The organism is Gordonia sp. NPDC003504, from assembly GCF_053587995.1.
This window is the reverse complement of the sequence record NZ_JBSFPC010000003.1, coordinates 17,762-35,286: the sequence shown is the minus strand read 5'-3', so window position 1 is coordinate 35,286 and position 17,525 is coordinate 17,762. Positions and strand designations below refer to the sequence as shown.

General features: G+C 67.2%; 14 protein-coding genes. 6 read left to right on the top strand and 8 right to left on the bottom strand.

Annotation, left to right across the window (positions count from 1 at the left end; genetic code table 11):
- The first annotated feature begins 247 nt into the window (after positions 1-247).
- Complete coding sequence (locus ACWDPV_RS07790; RefSeq protein ID WP_449742475.1) at positions 248-1,810, top strand: class I adenylate-forming enzyme family protein; 1,563 nt, start codon at positions 248-250, stop codon at positions 1,808-1,810.
- A gap of 54 nt (positions 1,811-1,864) precedes the next feature.
- Here the strand turns inward: ACWDPV_RS07790 and ACWDPV_RS07785 are convergent, their stop codons facing one another.
- Together ACWDPV_RS07785 and ACWDPV_RS07780 are read right to left on the bottom strand one after the other, a co-directional pair.
- Positions 1,865-2,401: a hypothetical protein gene (locus ACWDPV_RS07785; RefSeq protein ID WP_449742474.1), complete on the bottom strand. Its 537-nt coding sequence runs from the start codon at positions 2,399-2,401 to the stop codon at positions 1,865-1,867.
- Complete coding sequence (locus tag ACWDPV_RS07780) at positions 2,398-3,108, bottom strand: NUDIX hydrolase (protein WP_449742473.1); 711 nt, start codon at positions 3,106-3,108, stop codon at positions 2,398-2,400. The genes ACWDPV_RS07785 and ACWDPV_RS07780 overlap by 4 nt, the downstream gene beginning before the upstream one ends.
- A gap of 97 nt (positions 3,109-3,205) precedes the next feature.
- On the opposite strand from ACWDPV_RS07780, the gene ACWDPV_RS07775 reads away from it, so the two are divergent.
- From ACWDPV_RS07775 to ACWDPV_RS07760, 4 genes are all read left to right on the top strand, one after another.
- Entirely contained in the window at positions 3,206-4,477 is a 1,272-nt protein-coding gene (locus ACWDPV_RS07775) for a vWA domain-containing protein (RefSeq protein ID WP_449742472.1), read from the top strand.
- A 399-nt stretch (positions 4,478-4,876) separates the two neighbouring features.
- A complete protein-coding gene (locus ACWDPV_RS07770) occupies positions 4,877-5,908 on the top strand; it encodes an ADP-ribosylglycohydrolase family protein (RefSeq protein WP_449742471.1) in 1,032 nt (343 codons plus the stop codon).
- A 137-nt stretch (positions 5,909-6,045) separates the two neighbouring features.
- Positions 6,046-7,041 (top strand): RNase H family protein, encoded by a 996-nt coding sequence (locus tag ACWDPV_RS07765; protein ID WP_449742470.1) that lies wholly within the window; start codon positions 6,046-6,048, stop codon positions 7,039-7,041.
- Between the two features lie 28 nt (positions 7,042-7,069).
- On the top strand, positions 7,070-8,041 hold the full coding sequence (locus ACWDPV_RS07760; RefSeq protein ID WP_449742469.1) for an SMP-30/gluconolactonase/LRE family protein: 972 nt from the start codon (positions 7,070-7,072) through the stop codon (positions 8,039-8,041).
- On the opposite strand, the gene ACWDPV_RS07755 is transcribed toward ACWDPV_RS07760, so the two are convergent.
- The 3 genes from ACWDPV_RS07755 to ACWDPV_RS07745 form a co-directional block, all read right to left on the bottom strand.
- Positions 8,022-9,182 (bottom strand): hypothetical protein, encoded by a 1,161-nt coding sequence (locus tag ACWDPV_RS07755; RefSeq protein WP_348805736.1) that lies wholly within the window; start codon positions 9,180-9,182, stop codon positions 8,022-8,024. The genes ACWDPV_RS07760 and ACWDPV_RS07755 overlap by 20 nt on opposite strands.
- Positions 9,179-9,544 carry a hypothetical protein gene (locus ACWDPV_RS07750; protein ID WP_348805737.1) on the bottom strand — a complete coding sequence of 122 codons (366 nt, stop codon included), beginning with the start codon at positions 9,542-9,544 and terminating at the stop codon, positions 9,179-9,181. Before ACWDPV_RS07750 ends, ACWDPV_RS07755 begins: the two co-directional genes overlap by 4 nt.
- A gap of 535 nt (positions 9,545-10,079) precedes the next feature.
- Positions 10,080-13,451 carry a DEAD/DEAH box helicase gene (locus ACWDPV_RS07745; protein ID WP_449742468.1) on the bottom strand — a complete coding sequence of 1,124 codons (3,372 nt, stop codon included), beginning with the start codon at positions 13,449-13,451 and terminating at the stop codon, positions 10,080-10,082.
- A gap of 99 nt (positions 13,452-13,550) precedes the next feature.
- Between ACWDPV_RS07745 and ACWDPV_RS07740 the strand changes: the two genes are divergently transcribed.
- Entirely contained in the window at positions 13,551-13,694 is a 144-nt protein-coding gene (locus ACWDPV_RS07740; RefSeq protein WP_449742467.1) for a hypothetical protein, read from the top strand.
- 131 nt (positions 13,695-13,825) lie between these two features.
- On the opposite strand, the gene ACWDPV_RS07735 is transcribed toward ACWDPV_RS07740, so the two are convergent.
- From ACWDPV_RS07735 to ACWDPV_RS07725, 3 genes are read right to left on the bottom strand one after another with little or no spacing between them, the layout of a single operon-like run.
- Complete coding sequence (locus ACWDPV_RS07735; RefSeq protein WP_449742466.1) at positions 13,826-14,062, bottom strand: DUF2945 domain-containing protein; 237 nt, start codon at positions 14,060-14,062, stop codon at positions 13,826-13,828.
- Positions 14,025-15,209, bottom strand: coding sequence for a VWA domain-containing protein (locus tag ACWDPV_RS07730; RefSeq protein ID WP_449742465.1), 1,185 nt, complete (start codon positions 15,207-15,209; stop codon positions 14,025-14,027). Before ACWDPV_RS07730 ends, ACWDPV_RS07735 begins: the two co-directional genes overlap by 38 nt.
- A complete protein-coding gene (locus tag ACWDPV_RS07725) occupies positions 15,206-17,524 on the bottom strand; it encodes a DUF5682 family protein (protein ID WP_449742464.1) in 2,319 nt (772 codons plus the stop codon). The genes ACWDPV_RS07730 and ACWDPV_RS07725 overlap by 4 nt, the downstream gene beginning before the upstream one ends.
- Between the last annotated feature and the right edge of the window lies 1 nt (position 17,525).

Sequence of the window (17,525 nt, the reverse complement as noted above, 5' to 3'; positions counted from 1 at the left end):
GCTGCCCATCCGCCGCTGCCTCGACGGCAATCCGGACGCTGTTCGCGGTGCATGCGGGAGCACCTCGGCTGGGGTGTGTTCACGCTGCTGCGACGCTGATCTGACGGTCAGTGGGTGGGGGGTGCCGCCTGGTGCACCCCCGCGCACGCCGTCACACCATTGCCTGTTGCCCCTGGTCCTGATTAGGTATGGAAATAGGACGTATCAGGCGTCGTCAGCTGGGAGAGGCTCGCGCATGACCGGTTCGATGAGTACGGCCCCGACGATTCCTGCCGTATTCGATGACGTCGTCGAGCGCACTCCAGACGCGCCGTTTCTGGTGACCAACGAACGCACCTGGACATACCGCGAGGTCGCCGACGCCGCCGACAGCCTCGCACGAAGCCTCAACACCATCGGGGTGAGCCGTGGTGATCGCATCGCGATCGCAGCGCCCAACGGTCCGGAATGGATCCTGACCCTGATTGCCGCCACCCGACTCAGTGCGACGGTGGTGGCCCTCAACGTTCTGTACCGGGAACGCGAGCTCGACTTCATGCTCAACGAGTCCGGAGCATCGGTGCTGATCTGCTCCGACAGAACCCGAGACTTCGACTTCGCGAGGTTCCTCGAGCGTTTCCGCAATCGACTCCCCGGGGTCAAGCATTTCGTGTTTCTCGGCGACGGCGGATTCTCGACCAGCCGCACCTGGAATCACCTGATCACGGCCGCACCGAAGACCAAACAGCAGTGGGCCCCCGTGCATCCGATGACACCCGCGTTTCTGCTCTACACCTCCGGTACCACCGGAGCCCCCAAGGGCGCCATGCTCACGCACGCAAGCATTCTCGCCTCAGCTCGTGCGCAGGCGCAGCACCTGGGTCACACCGCCGACGATGCCTTCCTCGCTCACATGCCGATGAACCATGTCGGGGGTCTGACCTGCACGGTGGTCGCCGCCCTGACCATCGGCGCGCGGCTGATCCTGGTGCCGGAGTTCCATCCCCAGCATTCCCTGGAGGCGATGCTGACCCATCGCGCCACGGTCTGCCTCGGCGTCCCCACCATGTATCAGATGATGATGTCCCATCCGAGGTTCGCCGATTCCGACCGGTCGGCGGTTCGTACCTGTGTGGTCGGCGGCGCGAATCTCGAACCGGCGCTGGGTGCCCGGGTGGCCGAGGCCTTCCCGACCGCCCGGCTGGCCAACCTGTACGGACTGTCGGAGACCTCGGGCGGCGCCGTGATCTCGGGGACCGGCGACGACCTCGACACGCTGATCACGACGCTCGGTGTCCCCGTCGGGGACACCGAGGTGCGGGTCATCGATGGCGACGGCCACGACGTTGCGCCCGGCGACGACGGCGAACTCCTGATCAGCGGCAGCATCACCGCCGCTGGATACTGGCAGCGGCCCGATGCCACCGCAGCAACCTTCGGCGACGACGGGTGGGTACGTACCGGTGACATCGTCGCGCAGCGCGACGACGGCCACCTCGTGTTGCGTGGCCGTCGCAAGGAGATGTACGTCCGCGGCGGGTACAGCGTGTACCCCGCCGAGATCGAGAACCTCCTCACCTCCCATCTGCATGTCACGGCGGCGGCAGTCATCGGGATACCCGATTACAGCTTCGGTGAGGCGGGACTGGCATACGTCTCCGTCGACGAACCCGTCGACGTCGAGGAACTGTACGAGTTGTGCCGTACAAAACTCGCACCCTATAAGCAGCCCGAGGAGATCACCATCCTCGACAGGCTACCGACGACGCCGACCGGCAAGATCAACAAGTCCGAGCTCCGACGCCGGCATGCGGTGCCCGTGCGGCTGTAGCCGGTTGTCCCGGTTGTCGGGGCGTCGTCCACCGTTCACCGTCCACCACGACCATCACGGCGTGTAGGGCGTCGACCATCCCACGGGTGCGGTGATCTCCTGGTTGCTGACGCTGATCGTGCCGTCGGTGTACACGGTCATGACGCAACTCGCGGAGTCCGTCGGCGCGTAGCTCGAATTCTTCGGTAGCGGTTGGGGAATGGTGACCGTGGTCGACATCTCCCAGACCGTGTCGACGTCGGAGTCACGACGACCGTCGCTGCTGATCGCGATCTGGAGGTCCTCGCTGATGATGGTCTTCCGGACATCCCCACCACTGAAGCGCACCGCGGCCGCCCGGTCGGCGGCGGCACCGGCGTCGATCCCGTTGTTCTGCTGATACTCCGCGGCGACCTCGTGCCGGAGCGCCGCCTCACACGCGGTGACGGACTCGGACTTCTTGGCGCCGGAGTCTCGGTGTGCAACCGCCCAGCAGACCGCTGCGATCACCACGACGACCAGCACCCCGATCGCGGCGACCACGATGCGCCGACGCCGGGGGTGCGGGTGCAGGGAGTCTGAGAGCCGGGAGTCTGAGTGCCGGTTGCTCATCCGTCGTCCCTGCTGGGCAGCTTCCATCCGAAGGTCGCGGTCGGTGGTCCGTCCTTGGCGTACAGGCGTGCCGGGCGGCCCCCGGCCGCCCGGGTGACCGGCGACCCGGTCGCGTCGGTTTGTGGTGCCAGCAGCGGCTGCACCCGTCGGTTGAATGAATCCCGCATCAGCCGCCGACCGAGGATGGCCTCGTGGAGTTCGCGCAGTTCACTGAGGGTGTAGGGCTGCGGCAGCAGGTTATCCGGATCCGGGCGGTCCTCGTAGCGTTCCCGAAGACTGTCGGTGGCGGCTGCAATGATCTGCGTGTGGTCGTAGAGCAACGCCTCGCCTGAGGTGAGCGTGCCGGCGGGCGTCACCGGCACCAGCTCACCGACCACATCCGTCAGCTGCGCGGCAGGCAGTGCGACGGCATGCGCGATCGAGATCGTCCATCCCCGAGGATCTCGATCAGGATCATCGAACACCCGCAGCAGGTGCGGGTGTATGTGATCGGGCGAGAGCCCCAGTTTGAGTTGGAGTACCTCACCGACGGTGTCGGCGACGGTGCGTCGTTCGCGGATGAATCGCCCCGGCAGCATCGCGGTGCCGTCGTCGTCGCGTTGCACGACCACGCACAGGGTCGCATCGACGACGCTGAGCACAGCGATGTCGACGGCGACGTTGGGTCGCGGATAGTCGGTCAGTCGACTGGTTCGCGCAGCAGCCACGGAAACACCGTATGCGAGAATCTGCGTAAAGTAGTAATCTCAGAATCGCGCAAAGTCGCCTCGGTCGGATGCCGGGGCGGAGAGAAGGAGTCAGACCATGAAGTTCTCCGCCGCCCTCGATGTCGATGTCGTCGCCCACGAGACCGCCGACGAGGTGACCGTGATGCTCGAACTGCAGGCCCCCGCAGCGCCGGCAGCCGATGCGCCACGCCCACCGACCGCACTGCAGATCGTGCTCGACCGCAGCGGCTCGATGTCCGGACCGCCGCTGGAAGGAGCCCAGAAGGCGCTGACAAGTGTTGTCGCACAGCTTGATCCGAAGGATGTGTTCGGCGTCGTGGCGTTCGACGACGCCGCGATGGTCGTGGTACCCGCGGCACCCCTGGCCGACAAGCAGCGCGCCGTCGACGCGATCGGCGCCGTCACCCCGGGCGGTTGCACCGACCTGTCGTCGGGATACCTGCGCGGCTTGCAGGATCTGCGTCGCGCCGCCGGTGCGGCCGGGATCTCCGGCGGGACGGTGCTCGTCATCAGTGACGGCCACATCAATCGGGGTATCCGCGATCACGACGAGTTCGCGAGCATCGCCGCCAAGGCCGCCGCTGAGGGCATCGTGACCTCCACGCTCGGTTACGGACGCGGCTACGACGAGTCGCTGCTCGAGGTGATCACCCGGGCCGGCAACGGCAATCACACCTTCGCCGACGACCCCGACGCCGCGGGCGCCGCCATCGGTGCGGAAGTGCAAGGCCTGCTGGCAAAGTCGGCCCAGGCCGTCACACTCACCGTGCGCTACGTCGAGCAGGTCAACGAACTCTCGCTGTACAACGACCTGCCCGCACACCAGACCGCCGACGGCGAGGTGATGATCGAGCTCGGCGACCTCTACGCCGAGGAAGGTCGGAAGTTGTTGCTGCGCATGGGCGTCATCGGACTCGCGGCGCTGGGTCTCGCCCAGATCGCGACCCTCGAACTGCGGTGGGTGGAGACGGCGACCCTCACCGAACACACGGTGACCCTGCCCATCTCGGTGAACGTGGTGCCCGGCGACGAGCTCGGCGACCGCATCCCCGACCCCACCGTGCAGTCGGAGAAGCTGTATCAGGAAGGGCAACAGGCAAAGCTGGAGGCGTCGCGCGCCTACGAGTCCGGCGACACCGCCGCCGGACTCGAGTACCTCGCCCAGTCGCGGGCGAGTTTCCTCGACGCGATGGACGTGGCCGGCGCGCCCCCGGTCGTCGGTGCCGCCGACGAGATCGCCTTCCTGGATCAGTTGGAGGCCGAAGTATCCACTCTCGGAGCCGGTTACGCCTCCAAGCGTTCCCGCGACTCCTACCAGCAGAGCAACCGCAAGCGGGGGCGTGGGTAGGCCGCACCGTCCTGTTGCCGACCCGCCTCCCCAACCCCCGCTGGTCGAGTGGCCTCCCTTCCGCCGGTGCGAGCCGCCTCCCCCCGCTGGTCGAGTGGCCTCCCTTCCGCCGGTCGAGTGGCCTCCCCCCCGCTGGTCGAGTAGCCGACGAGCTAGCGAGTCGGCGTATCGAGACCACCACCTCGCCGGTCACGCCGGTGCGAACCGCCTCCCTTCCGCCAGTCGAGTAGCCTCCCCCCCCCCCCGCTGGTCGAGTAGCCGACGAGCTAGCGAGTCGGCGTATCGAGACCACCACCTCGCCGGTCGAGCCGGTGCGAGCCCCCCAGGGCGAGCGCCGAGTCGAGACCCGGTGACACGACGACGATCCCCCACCACAGCACACGCCGCGAGAGGACCCACATGCCCTCACTCACCGACATCCAACTCGACCGCGCCCACGGCACCCTCCTGGGCACAGCCGTCGGCGACGCCCTCGGCGTCCCGTACGAGTTCGGCCGACGCCTCGGCCCCACCGACATCCCGGAGATGATCGGCGGCGGACTCGGCTCCTATCAGCCGGGCGAATGGAGCGACGACACCTCCATGGCCGTCGCCATCGCGACCGCCGCCGCCGAGGGTCACGACCTCACCTCCGACGCCGGGCTCGACGAGGTCGCCCGCCAGTTCCTGCGCTGGCTCACCGACTTTCCCGACAACCGCCCGCCGGACATCGGCAACCAGACCTACGCCGTACTGTCGGCGACGCGACGCAGGCTGCACGACGATCCCGACGCGCCGGTCGGCACGATCATGCGGGAGGAGTCACTGATCCACGCCGCCGAGCATCCACGTTCGGCTGGCAACGGCGCCCTCATGCGCACCGCACCGGTCGCACTCGCCCACCTCGACGACCGCACCGCCCTCGCCGAGGCCGCCCGCGCCGTCGCCGGACTGACCCACAGCGATGCACTGGCCGGTGACTCGTGCGTCATCTGGTGCGAGGCCATTCGCATCGCCATCCTCGACGGTCGCCTCGACATCCCCGCCGGACTCGACCTCCTGCCCGCACGACGTCGCGATCAGTGGTCGACGTGGCTCGAGGAGGCGGCCACCGCCGATCCGGCCGGCTTCGCCCCCAACGGTTTCACCGTGAGAGCGCTGCAGGCCGCGGCAGCGGCTGTCCTGCAGACACCCCCCTCGTCGGCGGATGCGCATCAGCATCTCGTCGAATCCCTCTATACCGCAATACGTATCGGCGACGACACCGACACCGTCGCGGCCATCACCGGCGGATTGTTGGGAGCCCGGTGGGGGGCGAGTGCGGTGTCGGGGACCCACCGCGACGCCGTGCACGGTTGGCCGTTCGTCGACGGCCAGGCGACCACGCATGCCGATCTGGCAACGCTGACCGACGGAGCCTTGTCAGCGACAGCCGATGAGGTGCGCTCCTGACCGCGCACACACGCAGTCAAGCGACGTCGACCATCGGAACGTCTGCCGCCGCGCACACCCGAAAACTGTCGGACCCTCGTGGAATGATCAACCGCGAGAAGGATCGAACACAGCACCCGACGAGAGGACGACGAATCATGGAGAGCGCGAACGCACATCCCGCACCGGTTCCGCTGCCCACGCGTCGTCCCCGCCTCGACATCGGCTGCCTGCGCCCGGCGGAGGCACAACCGATGACCTCGGTGGCGCTCGCCGTTCGACGGGTGGCCGACGCCCGGTATGTCTACTGCGCCGCGGGCTCCGACGACGTGGAGTGGGTCGGCCGGGTGTCCGCGCCGAGCACGCACGTCGCGATCCTCGATGCCCTCGTCGACATCCGGCGTCGCGCGGCCGGGCAATCACGATTGCGGTTCGCCGTCCAGCTTTCGGCCGGAAGTCCTCTGTGGCGCAGCAAGATCGAGATCGAGACACTGCTTCCCGGGGTGCTTCTCGAGTTCGCCACCCCCGCGGACGCGGCCCTGTTCCACAAGGCCCACACGCGGATCAACGCCGAAGTGGTGCCGGCGGCTCCGAGCGCCCAGGACTTCGAGCCGGTGACGGTCGCCACCGACGGATCGGTGCGCGGGTCCATCACCGGCTGGGGCTGGCTTGCCACCGACGGCAGGTACGGTCTGCGCGGGTTTTCGCACTGCCGCAAGGTGATCGGGTCGAATCCGGTTCTCGTCGCTGAGCTCCGCGCGATCGATGACGCCGTGCGGGCCATTCGTCACGCACCGTTGACCGTCCTCACCGACAGCCGGCTGGCCGTGGCCATGGTGCGCAAATGGGCTGCGGGCATCACGGTTCTCCCCGACGGCTACACCACTGACCGTGGTAACGGTCCGGCCGGCCTCGTCCAGGCACAGCGGCGCATCCAGACGCACCGCGACCGCATCGACATCGTGTGGCAGCCGGGCCATCGCGGTCACCTGCTGAACGAGGGTGCCGACGCCCTCGCGCGTCTCGCCTCGCGGCGACTGACACCGGGCAACGACCTCACGAACGCCGAGTATCACCGACGCGCACAGGGGTTGGCCGGCGGGTTCGCCGACGCCTTCCGCGCCGAGCACGTCGGCGAATCGCGTGCCTCGTAAACCGCCACTTCGACCACAGCGCCGAGGGGTGCCGGCCGCTCCGCCGCTGCCGGCACCCTCCCGCTCTTTCCCGGCGGCGCACTTCATTCCCCTGCCGGGCCGGTTTCCCGAGGACGTCGTCGTCGGCCACGACGGAATGCTCTACTGCGGGGTGGACGGTGGCGGCATCGTCCAGATCGATCCGGATGGCCACACGACGCGCATCGTCGCCGACACCGGCGGCCGCCCCCTCGGGCTCGAGCCGACTCCCGAGGGTCTCATCGTCTGCGACGCCTACCGGGGCCTACTGACGGTCGACGTCGCGACCGGCACGGTGACGACGCTCGTGTCCGAGATCGACGGTGTGCCAATGAACTTCTGCTCCAATGCCGCCCTCGCCCCCGACGGCACGATCTGGTTCACCGAGTCGTCGACGCGGTTCGGATTCGACCACTACCTCGGGGCGTTCCTTGAGCACCGCCCGTCCGGGCGACTGCTCCGCCACGACGTCGACGGCGCCACGTCGGTTGTCCTGACCGACCTCGACTTCCCTAATGGCCTCGCGCTCACCCCGTCCCGCGACGCGCTGATCCTCGTCGAAACCGCCGGTTACCGACTCAGCCGCGTCAACCTGAGCGACGCCCGGCGGACAATCCTCATCGAGAACCTGCCCGGGTTTCCCGACAACCTGTCGCAATTCCGCGACGGACGCGCCTGGCTCGCCCTCACCAACCCGCGCAGCCCATCCCTGGACCGCGCCGGGCGACTTCCCGCCTGGGTCCGTCGCATCGCCTGGCGCCTACCCGGCCGGCTGATGCCCGGTCCCGACGACATCGTGTGGCTCCGTTCGATCACCTCCGACGGTGAAGTCATCGACGACATCCACACTCACCGCGACGACTACGAAATGGCGACCGGCGCCGTCGAATACCGCGGATTCCTGTATGTGGCCGGGCTGCGCCGCACCGCGCTCCTGCGACTCGATCTGTCCGCTTTGGCGATCACAACCCGGCGTCCGTAAGTCGCTTCATCAGACTCACCTTGCGGGAGTGCGTATTTCGCAAGACCGCGACCCGCTCGACGAACTCGTCGTCGTCACCACCGCGGTGGTACACCTCCTGCAGGTCGGTCAGCAGGGCGACCGCGCAGTCGTAGTCGGCGGCCTTGGTGGCCTGCATGTGCGCCTCGACTCGCGACCAGCTCCGCACGCGGTCCTCGGACAACTCGGCCAGCCGCCGCTCATGGGCGGCGAGCCGCTCGCGCTCGATCCGGGCCTTCTCCCGCGCACGTTTGCGCGCCGCCGACCGTTCCCGCGTGGTGGCGAGCTGGTCGGCACGCCGCAGGAGCTCGGCGACGAGGGGCCCGGCGGGCGCGTCGACCCGCGGCAACGATTCGCGATACCGCCCCATCAACTCGAGATGCACCTGACGCTGCCCGTCACGCAGCACCCGGACCAGCAGCGCGTCCTTCTCCGTCGCGGCAAGACCTCGAACAAAGCTCTCGTACTCGTCGGTGGTGTCCTCGATGTCGGCGGAAGACTCAGCGGCGGCTCGGAGCAGATCGTCATCGACACGCAGGTAACGGGCCAGTGCACGTTGCGGCGACGTGAGGGCCCGCAGTCCGGGCGGAACAGGTGGCGTCGGCGTCGATTCGTCCTCGTCGTCGATCAGGACGCCGTTCTCTCGCACCCACCGAAACGGGCGACTCTGCGCCGCAAGCCAGCCCAGATACAGCGCCCGGAGATCACCGGCGGCGAGTTCCCCGCGGATTCCGACCATCGACGACAGCATCGCGGGTGCGTCGAGATCGTAGTCGTCGCCCTCGTCGTTGCTCGTCAGATCGATGATGACGTGCTCGTCGGTCGACCAGATATCGACCTCACCGTCGACGATGTAGCTTTCGTACGCATCGAAATCCGCCAGCGCGATCGGGATCCGAACCATCAGCCGGTGGGTACCCCAACTGGTGACGTGCAGGTGCGCGTCGTACCACAGTCCCATCAATTGCCCTGGGCTGCCCCGAAAGTCGCCGTAGTCGTACTCGTTGACGAAGCTGGTGGCGGTGATGTCCGCACGTGACGACAGCCCACGCATCTGCGCTTGCTCCTCGTCGCCGAGCGGCCGATCGATCGCGACGAACTCGTAGTACTGGTACTCACTCATCGCGGACCCACAGATTCGTCGCGAACCGCCCGGAACGTGCTGCGCATGCCCTGGTGGAAGGTGATGCGGCCGGCGATCACCGTGGGTTCGACGAACGTGACCCACCCGGCGCCGCTCGCTTCGTCGTTGTCGTCGAATCCGACCCACGTGAAGTCGACCCGCGACGGGTCACGGTCACCGGGCGGCTCCCAGTCGATTCCGCCTTCGACCGCGATGAATCCCAGCAAACCCAGGCCATGGTCGTCGAAGATGATGAACGCCGGCCCCATCAGGTCGATGGTGTCCTGGTCCCACTCGCTCATCTCGGTGATGCGCCAGGAACCCACGAGGTCGGAACGCACAAAGGGAAGGTGATCGGTCATGGTGGCCACTGTACGAGGAAGCACCGACAGAACCGGTGGCGCACGGATCGGCCTCGACGACGTGGGCCGAACACAACCGACTCGGCTGCAGTCATACGACTGCAGCCGAGTCGGAGACGAATGCACACCCGGGAACACGTGCCGCCCAACACGGGAGCGCAGGATGCGGCGCTGGACTCCCCCGACGACGAGCTCAGCTGTCCATCACAAGGACTGACAGCCGTAGGAATCCAACGACATCATCTGCGTCGAGTGATGCAGGAATCCGTTGAGAACGTTCGTGTACCTCGTACCCCGACCGCACGGAAGGGAAGACAAACCCTCGCCGCGCGACTTACCGTGGCAATCAACGGATTCGACAGATCGGGATGGACTCGCCCGTGGCGGGGTCTTCGAAACTCCTACGCACCACCGGGATTCCCTCTCTGTCATCATCAATTCTACTGAAGGTGCGCCACTTTCAGTAGGGACGAAAGTCCCTGATATACACTAGCGGCGATATCCGATGCGCCATAACGGATGTCGCCACAACGGCTCAGCCCAACATCTCCCGGATGTCGGACGCGGTGATGGCGGTACCGAACAGTTCCCCCTCGTCGATGGCCGCGTCAAACAGTGCGCGCTTTCGATCCTGCAGTGCCACAACACGTTCCTCGATGGTGTCCGAGGACACCAACCGATACACGGTGACCGGACGCTGCTGACCGATCCGATGTGCACGGTCGATGGCCTGCGCCTCGGCCGCCGGGTTCCACCACGGATCACACACGAAGCAATAGTCTGCCTCGGTCAGATTCAGACCGAATCCACCGGCCTTCAAGCTGATCAGAAACACCTGCGTTCCACCCGAGGTGAATTCAGCAATGGCAGAAGCACGTTCACGTGCCGTCTTGCTGCCGTCGAGGTAGCTGTAGGCGATCCCGGCGTCGGCGAGGTGCGCACGGACGATGGCGAGGAATCCGGTGAACTGACTGAACACCAACGCACTGTGCCCTTCGGCGATCAGCTCCGGCAGACTCTCCATCAGGAACTCGACCTTCGCCGATTCGACTCCACCGTTCGTCTCGTCGACCAGTCCGGCGTGCAGACTGAGCTGGCGCAGCAGACTCAGCGACCGGAACACCTGGAAGCGGTTCTTCTCCCAATCACCGAGCAGTCCCAACACTTTCTGGCGTTCCCGGGCCAGCCGGGTGTCATAGATCTTGCGGTGCCGGGGAGCGAGTTCCAGCATCATCGCCTGCTCCTGCTTCGCCGGCAGGTCCAGAACCACCTGGTCCTTGCGGCGGCGCAGCATGACCGGTTTCATCCGGCGGCGGAGCGTGTCCATCCGGCCCGACTTTTCACCGGACTCGATGGGTTTGCGGAAGTAGGTCTCGAAAGCCTTGGGGGACGGGAACAATCCCGGAGCGGTCACCGACAGCAGCGCCCACAGCTCCATCAGATTGTTCTCCATCGGGGTACCGGTGATCGCCAGTTTGAACGGCGCGTCCAACCGGCGGGCGCACTGGTGGGTCTTACCGGTGTGGTTCTTGATGAACTGCGCCTCGTCGAACAGCGCTCCATCCCAAGAGAATTCGCTGATGTCGTCGAACATCAACCGCAGCAACGTGTAGGAGGTGACCACGACGTTCGCGTCGCCGACCGCCTCGGCAGTCGGTATCCCCGACTTGGCCTCGGTCGCGACGATCGACGTGACCCGCAGCGAAGGGACGAAGCGTCGGGTCTCGGCCACCCAGTTCGGGACAACGCTCGTCGGCGCGATCACCAGGTAACGCACGTCGGGGTTCTTCTTGGCCGCCCGCGCCATCAACGCCAGCGTTTGCAGCGTCTTGCCCAGACCCATGTCGTCGGCCAGGATTCCGCCGAGATCGTTGTCGGCGAGGAAGCTCAGCCAGTCGAGGCCGTCCCTCTGATAGTCACGCAACGTCGCCTTCACGGTACGTGGAGTCGCCACTCGCCGAGGGGGTTTGGCCGCGGCCAGTTTGGCCATCCGGGCCTGCCACGCCTTGAGTTGCGCATCGACGACACCGAGTTCGAGCAGTTCCTCCCACAATGTCGCGTTCATCGACGACGTGTTCACCCGGTCGTTCTCGATCTCGCCGAGTTGCCGTGCCTCGGAGAGTAATTCGGACAGGCGTCGCAACTCCGGGGTGTCGACGCCGACGTAGGCGCCGTCGTCGAGGACGATGAACGACGACCCCATCGCGAGTTCGGAGATGAGCTGTCGCAATGGGATCTCCCGGTCCCCGACGGTCACCGCCACATTGAGGGCGAACCAGTCGTTGCCGGTGCCGTCCTCACCGGCACCGAATCGGATCTCCGGCGTCGCGTCCAGGTAGTGGTAGTCGGTGGCGATCCTGTTGTCGATCAGGATGTTCGGCTCCTGCTCGAGTTCCGGGAGGATCTCGGTTGTGATGAATGCCGCGTCCACCGGGCGCATATCCGCCGCCGTCCGCAGGATGTGCTCCGGGAGGTCCCCGATGCCGATCTCGTCGGCCAGGACCTGGTCGAGAAGAGTGACCGCCTCCTGCGCGCGCGGACCCGGGTGACTCACGGTTTCCGCACGCCACGAGACCCGCGCCGACATCACCCAGTGGGCGGTCGTCGTGGCCAGCATGATCAGCTCGTCGCGGATCGATTTCCACAGTGCCGCTTCGGCTGTCGCGTCACGGTAGGGGGTGGCGCCGATCGGTTCGTTGACGTCGAAGACGTGTCGCTTGTCGTTGACCAGGTAGCCCACACTCCAGGTGTACCGATGATGATCACCGGCATCACTGAGGGTGAGCACGGCGACCGGCCCGGTGATCGTCGGCGGCGTGAGCAGGCCGTCGGCGACGGCCACGGCGCGTCGGCGTTCGATGCGGGGGAGGAACTCCAACGCGAACTCCGGCAGATCCGATTCGGGCACGGTCACGGTGCGGGTCCGGGTGGCGAACTCGACCTCACCGAGACTCGGCACCGGCTCGGCGAACCCGGCGAGTGTCAGGGTGTCGTCGGCGATGTAGGAGAGTCCGTGCCGTTGGGGCCCGGCGGTGCCGAGCAAGGACACCGCTCCGGGCTCGACGGCGGTGCCGTCGACCCGGATGACCGCACTCACCCGCGCGCCGTCGTCGTCCTTTGTCACGTCGTAATCGATTGTCGCCGAACCCAACTGCACCTTGGTGACGGGGAAGCTGCGCGTGGTCTGCGGGATCAGCGTGACCCCCGCATCGACGGCATTGCGCAACGCCGGCCAGAGAGATCGCGGCGCATTCGTCAGCGACAGCGTGTCGGGATTGCTGACGTAGCTGTTGCGGTGCAACACCTGATAGATCGTGCGCAGGGCGTCACAGTGCGCGACGTCGAGTTCGGTGTTGTGCGTGAAGAGGACGTCCTGCCAGGTCCCACCGGTCTTGATCCACTGGCCGCGCTTGCCCATCACCATCGGCCGAACGTGCAGGCCGGGTTCGGGCATGAACCGCGACGGCTCACCACGCCCGACGATCAGGGCCAGCGGCCGGCGTTCCGGCTCACTGTTCTCGGTGCCGACGACTCCGCCCAGCGCGGTACGCCAGGTCGGGGCGATCGGCTCCCCAGGAGTGGGCGCGGCGATCGGCCCGGCACGCCGCGAGTCCTGGATCGCGACCAGGATCAGGGTGGCCGCGTGTTTGCAGCGCATGCCGACCGGACAGCTGCATCGTGTCGCGGCGAGGGTCTCCATCGACGGTGTTCCGCGGAACAGTACCGACACCCGATATTGCTGCGGCCCGCTCCCCTGGCACGTTCCGGACAGGACCTGACCGTCCGAGGACCACCCGTAGGTCCGGATCATCCCGCTGCGGCGGTACTGCATGGCACGCTGCAGCGTCGTCGCACCGAACTCGCGGCGGAGGTCGGCGTCGGAGGCGATCAGAGCAGGTGGGACCACGTGCCGCAGGGTACCGGGTGACGACCGATCACGGCACACGCACCAAGGGCAGCACAGCCTGAGCCCGTGTCATCCCGTGTCATCCCGTGGAGCCCACCCATGCCCGAACTGTTCGAGATCACCCGCCTGATCCAGGCCGATCCGCCCATCACCTTCAGCATCCTCACCTCGCCCGACGGCCACGTGGTGGCCGGCCTGCGCGCGAGGCTGGGAATCCTCGCGCGGACGGTCCAGTCGCGCTGAAACCCTCGGTCGGCGGCAGGGTTTGCCCATTTCTAGACATTCCCCAAGTAGCCGAACGACAAAACCCCAGGTCATGGCTTCCGGCTACCGGGCCCGATGTCTAGAAATGGGCAACGACTTGCTCGACACCGCTACTTCTTCGTCAACGACGACTCTTTGTACGCCGCCTTCGCCCCGGTCTTGTCGGATTCGACGATCCAGAAGGGCTCGCCGTCGCTCGCGTCGAACTTCTGGCCGTCGAAGGTGAAGGGCGAGGAGCGTTTCTCGCGTGCGGTGCCGTGTTGTCTGCGACCACCTGCGGTCTCGCCGAGTCGGGCACCGCGCTGGCGGCTACTCCTCCATCCCCCGCTGGGAGAGTTCGTTGGCATCGGCCCAGCCGACGATGTCGCCGCGGTTGATCGCGACGGCCAGCAGGTCGGGGAACGCATCGGGGGTGCAGGCAAATGCCGGGATACCCATGGCGCCCAACGCGGCGGCGATGTCCCGGTCGAAGGAGGGCGCGCCCTCGTCGGACAGCGCGAGCAGCACCACCACCGTGATGCCGTCGGCGCGCATCTGCGCTACGCGCTTGAGCATCTCGTCGCGCACGCCACCCTCGTACAGATCGGAGATGAGCACGACGATGCTGTGCTCGGGGCGGGTGACGAGACCCTGGCAGTAGGCGATGGCCCGGTTGATGTCGGTACCGCCGCCCAGGGTGGTGCCGAACAGCACGTCGACGGGGTCGTCGAGTTCGTCGGTGAGGTCGACGACCTCGGTGTCGAAGACGACGAGGGAGGTCCGCACCGACCGCATGGTGGCGATGACCGCACCGAAGATCGACGCGTACACAATGGATCTGGCCATCGACCCGGATTGATCGATGGCGAGGATGATGTCCTTGCTGACCACCTGCGCGCGGCGGCCGTGGCCGACGAGGCGTTCGGGCACAACGGTTTTCTGTTCGGGCAGATAGTTGTGCAGGTTGCGGCCGATGGTGGCGTTCCAGTCGATGTCACGCAGCTTCGGCCGGTTCACCCGGGCCGCGCGGTCGAGGGCGGCGCCAACGGCGCTGCGGGTGCGGTCGGCGATGCGGCGTTCCACCTCGTCGACGACCTTGCGGACCAGTGCTCGTGCCGACGCCTTGGAACTCGCCGGGATGGCACGACCGAGCCCGATCAGGGTGGTCACCATGTCGATGTCGGGTTCGATGCTGTCGATGAGTTCGGGTTCGGTCAGCAACGCGTACAGGTTGAGGCGTTCCACGGCGTCGCGCTGCATCACCTGAACCACGGTGGACGGGAAGTACTCCCGGATGTCGCCGAGCCACCGCGCGACCGACGGCGCCGACTTGCCCAGTCCCCCTTTGCGGGAGCCGCCGCCGTTGTCATACAGCGCGGCGAGTGCATTGTCCATGGCGAGATCGGCTCCGCCGAGGGCGGGGAAATCGTCGGCGGCCGGATCGCCGAGGACGAGTCGCCAGCGGCGATCGCGATCGGCCGCGGCGCTGTTTGATTCAACATTGTTGTCGGTCACGGCAATCCCAGGATTCCGGCGACGACGGCCACCACGGGTGTGGCGAGCTCGGCGTCGAAGGTGGTGACGGTGGGGACGGGAGCGGGTCGCTGCCCGTCGAGGGCGGCCGCGCGGTTGCCGATGTTGCGACGCACCGACGGGTCGAACACCCCGAAGGTCCGGCGCAGCAACGGGAGGACGTCGGTGAAGTCGTTGTCGCCGAGGCCGGTGAGCCAGCCGTCGAGGATGACCAGCAAGTCGCGGTCGTGGACGAGGAGCAGCCCGCCGTCGCCGAGGAAGCCGTCGATCCATTGCGCTTTGGCGGTCGGTGTCGATCCCGTCGACAACGCGAACTGCAATCGCGTTGCGGCGTAGGCGGTTTCGATGCACCCGCCGTCGAGGAGCAGTCGGGTGGCGCGGCCTACGAGGAGTCCGTTGACGTCGGTGCGGTCGGCGATCGCGTGGAGTGCACCGGTCCACCTCTGAGTGTCGCCGGTGTCGAGGAGGGCGACCACCTCGTGGACGGCGTCGAGGCGTTGCTTGAACTCGTTGGCGGCGTCGTCGTTGAGGCTGGAGATCGCGGCGGGGATGCCGACGCACACACGTGTCAGCAGCGACGACGCCACCAGGCCGAGGGCGGCGGTGTCGGTGCCGCGGACGTCGCCGTAGCGCTGGGCCCGCCCGAGCGCCGGTAGGGCCTCCATCAGTTGGGCGACATCGTGATTGACGGCGGCGCGGTCGCGCAGTGCGGTGAGGATGGTGGGGATGACGTCGACGAGCTCGGCGAGCAACGCGAATTCGAGGGCCCCGGTGACCTGTCCGAGTGATGTTCCGCCGCTCGCTGTGTCGGCGACCTTCGCCGCGGCGGCCCCGTACACCGTGGTGCCCCACACCGATGCCATCACGATGTCGATGACGTACTCGGGGCGCCACGCAAGGATCCAGCCCTCCTTGAATGTGCCGGTGCCGGTGACCTCGTTGGGTGTGCCCCAGTCGACGCCGAGGATCTGCAGTCGGTGTAGCAGCAACGATTTCGCCTTGTCGGCGGGTTTGCGGAGGTCCAGGACGAGTTCTCTGACGACCGGATCCATTTTGAGGCGTGCGGATTTCGCGGTGGCGGTGACGTCGGCCTGCAGCGGGACGACCGGGGCGTCGGCGGGGACGGCACCTAGGCGTTCACCGATGACGGCCTCGCGGTACATCAGGTCGGCGAGGGCGGTGTCGCCGTGACACATCACCGACAGGGTGGCCTCGCTGATCTCGGCGAGACCGGCGAGGGGTCGGCGCCGCAGCACGGCGAGTGTCTCGGCGAGTCGCGCGGTTTCGATGATGTGCGCCGAGGACACATCGATGTCCTTGTCGCGCAGCAGGTTGGCCTGGTGGATGAGCCAGCGGACGATGACGTCGTCGTCGGTGGTGAACAGGTGGTGATACCAGCCGGGTGAGATGACACCGGCACCGTAGCCGGAGGCGGTGGCCAGGCGGGAGTGGGTCCAGGGAACCCAGGCGAGGCGGCTGCGGAGTTTCGGTGCGCCCTTGAGGGTTCGGGTGTCGGCGGCCGCGGGTGGGAGTTTCCCGGCAAGTGCCGGTGCGTGCCAGGCACCGCAGATGACGGCGACGCGCTGCACTCCGTCGCGTCTGAGGGCCTTGCGGATCGCTTGGCGCATGTGGGCTTCGCGGCGGGCCTCGTGCCGGGCTTCGGGGTCGGAATTGTCGGTGACCTGCAGGAAGTCGTCTTCCCGCAACGCCGCCATCGCCTCGGTGATGGCGTCGAAACCTGCTCCCTCACCCCGGGTTTCGATGACGTCGTCCCACCAGCGTTCGGGGTCGCCGTACCCGGCGGCGGTGGCGAGGGCACCGATGGGGTCGGCGCGGTACACATCCATCTCGCTGGGCGCATCCATCTCGCGGGGCGGATCGATCTCGCGGGGCGGGTCTGTCTCGCGCGCGGCCCCAGCCTCGGTGCGGTGCGCGAGCACCATGGAGGTGGGGAGGTCGCAGAATTCGACCGGCACCGCGTGGGTCACCGCCCAGCGCATGGCCTGCCATTCGGGGGAGAACTCGGCGTACGGCCAGAATGCGGCACGCGACGGATCGTCGGCGGCGTAGCCGAGCAGCGCGACCGGTGGCGCCATTCCCGGGTCCGTCACCGCCGCGATGAGATCCGACGCATCGGCCGGCCCCTCGATCAGGACGGCGTCGGGTCTGATGCGGTGCAGTTCACTGACGACGGCCCGCGCCGATCCCGGTCCGTGGTGGCGGATGCCGAGCACGTAGGTGCCCGGCGCCACCGTGTCGGTGGCGCCCTTGGCGGTTTCGGCGGTGGTCACCGACATC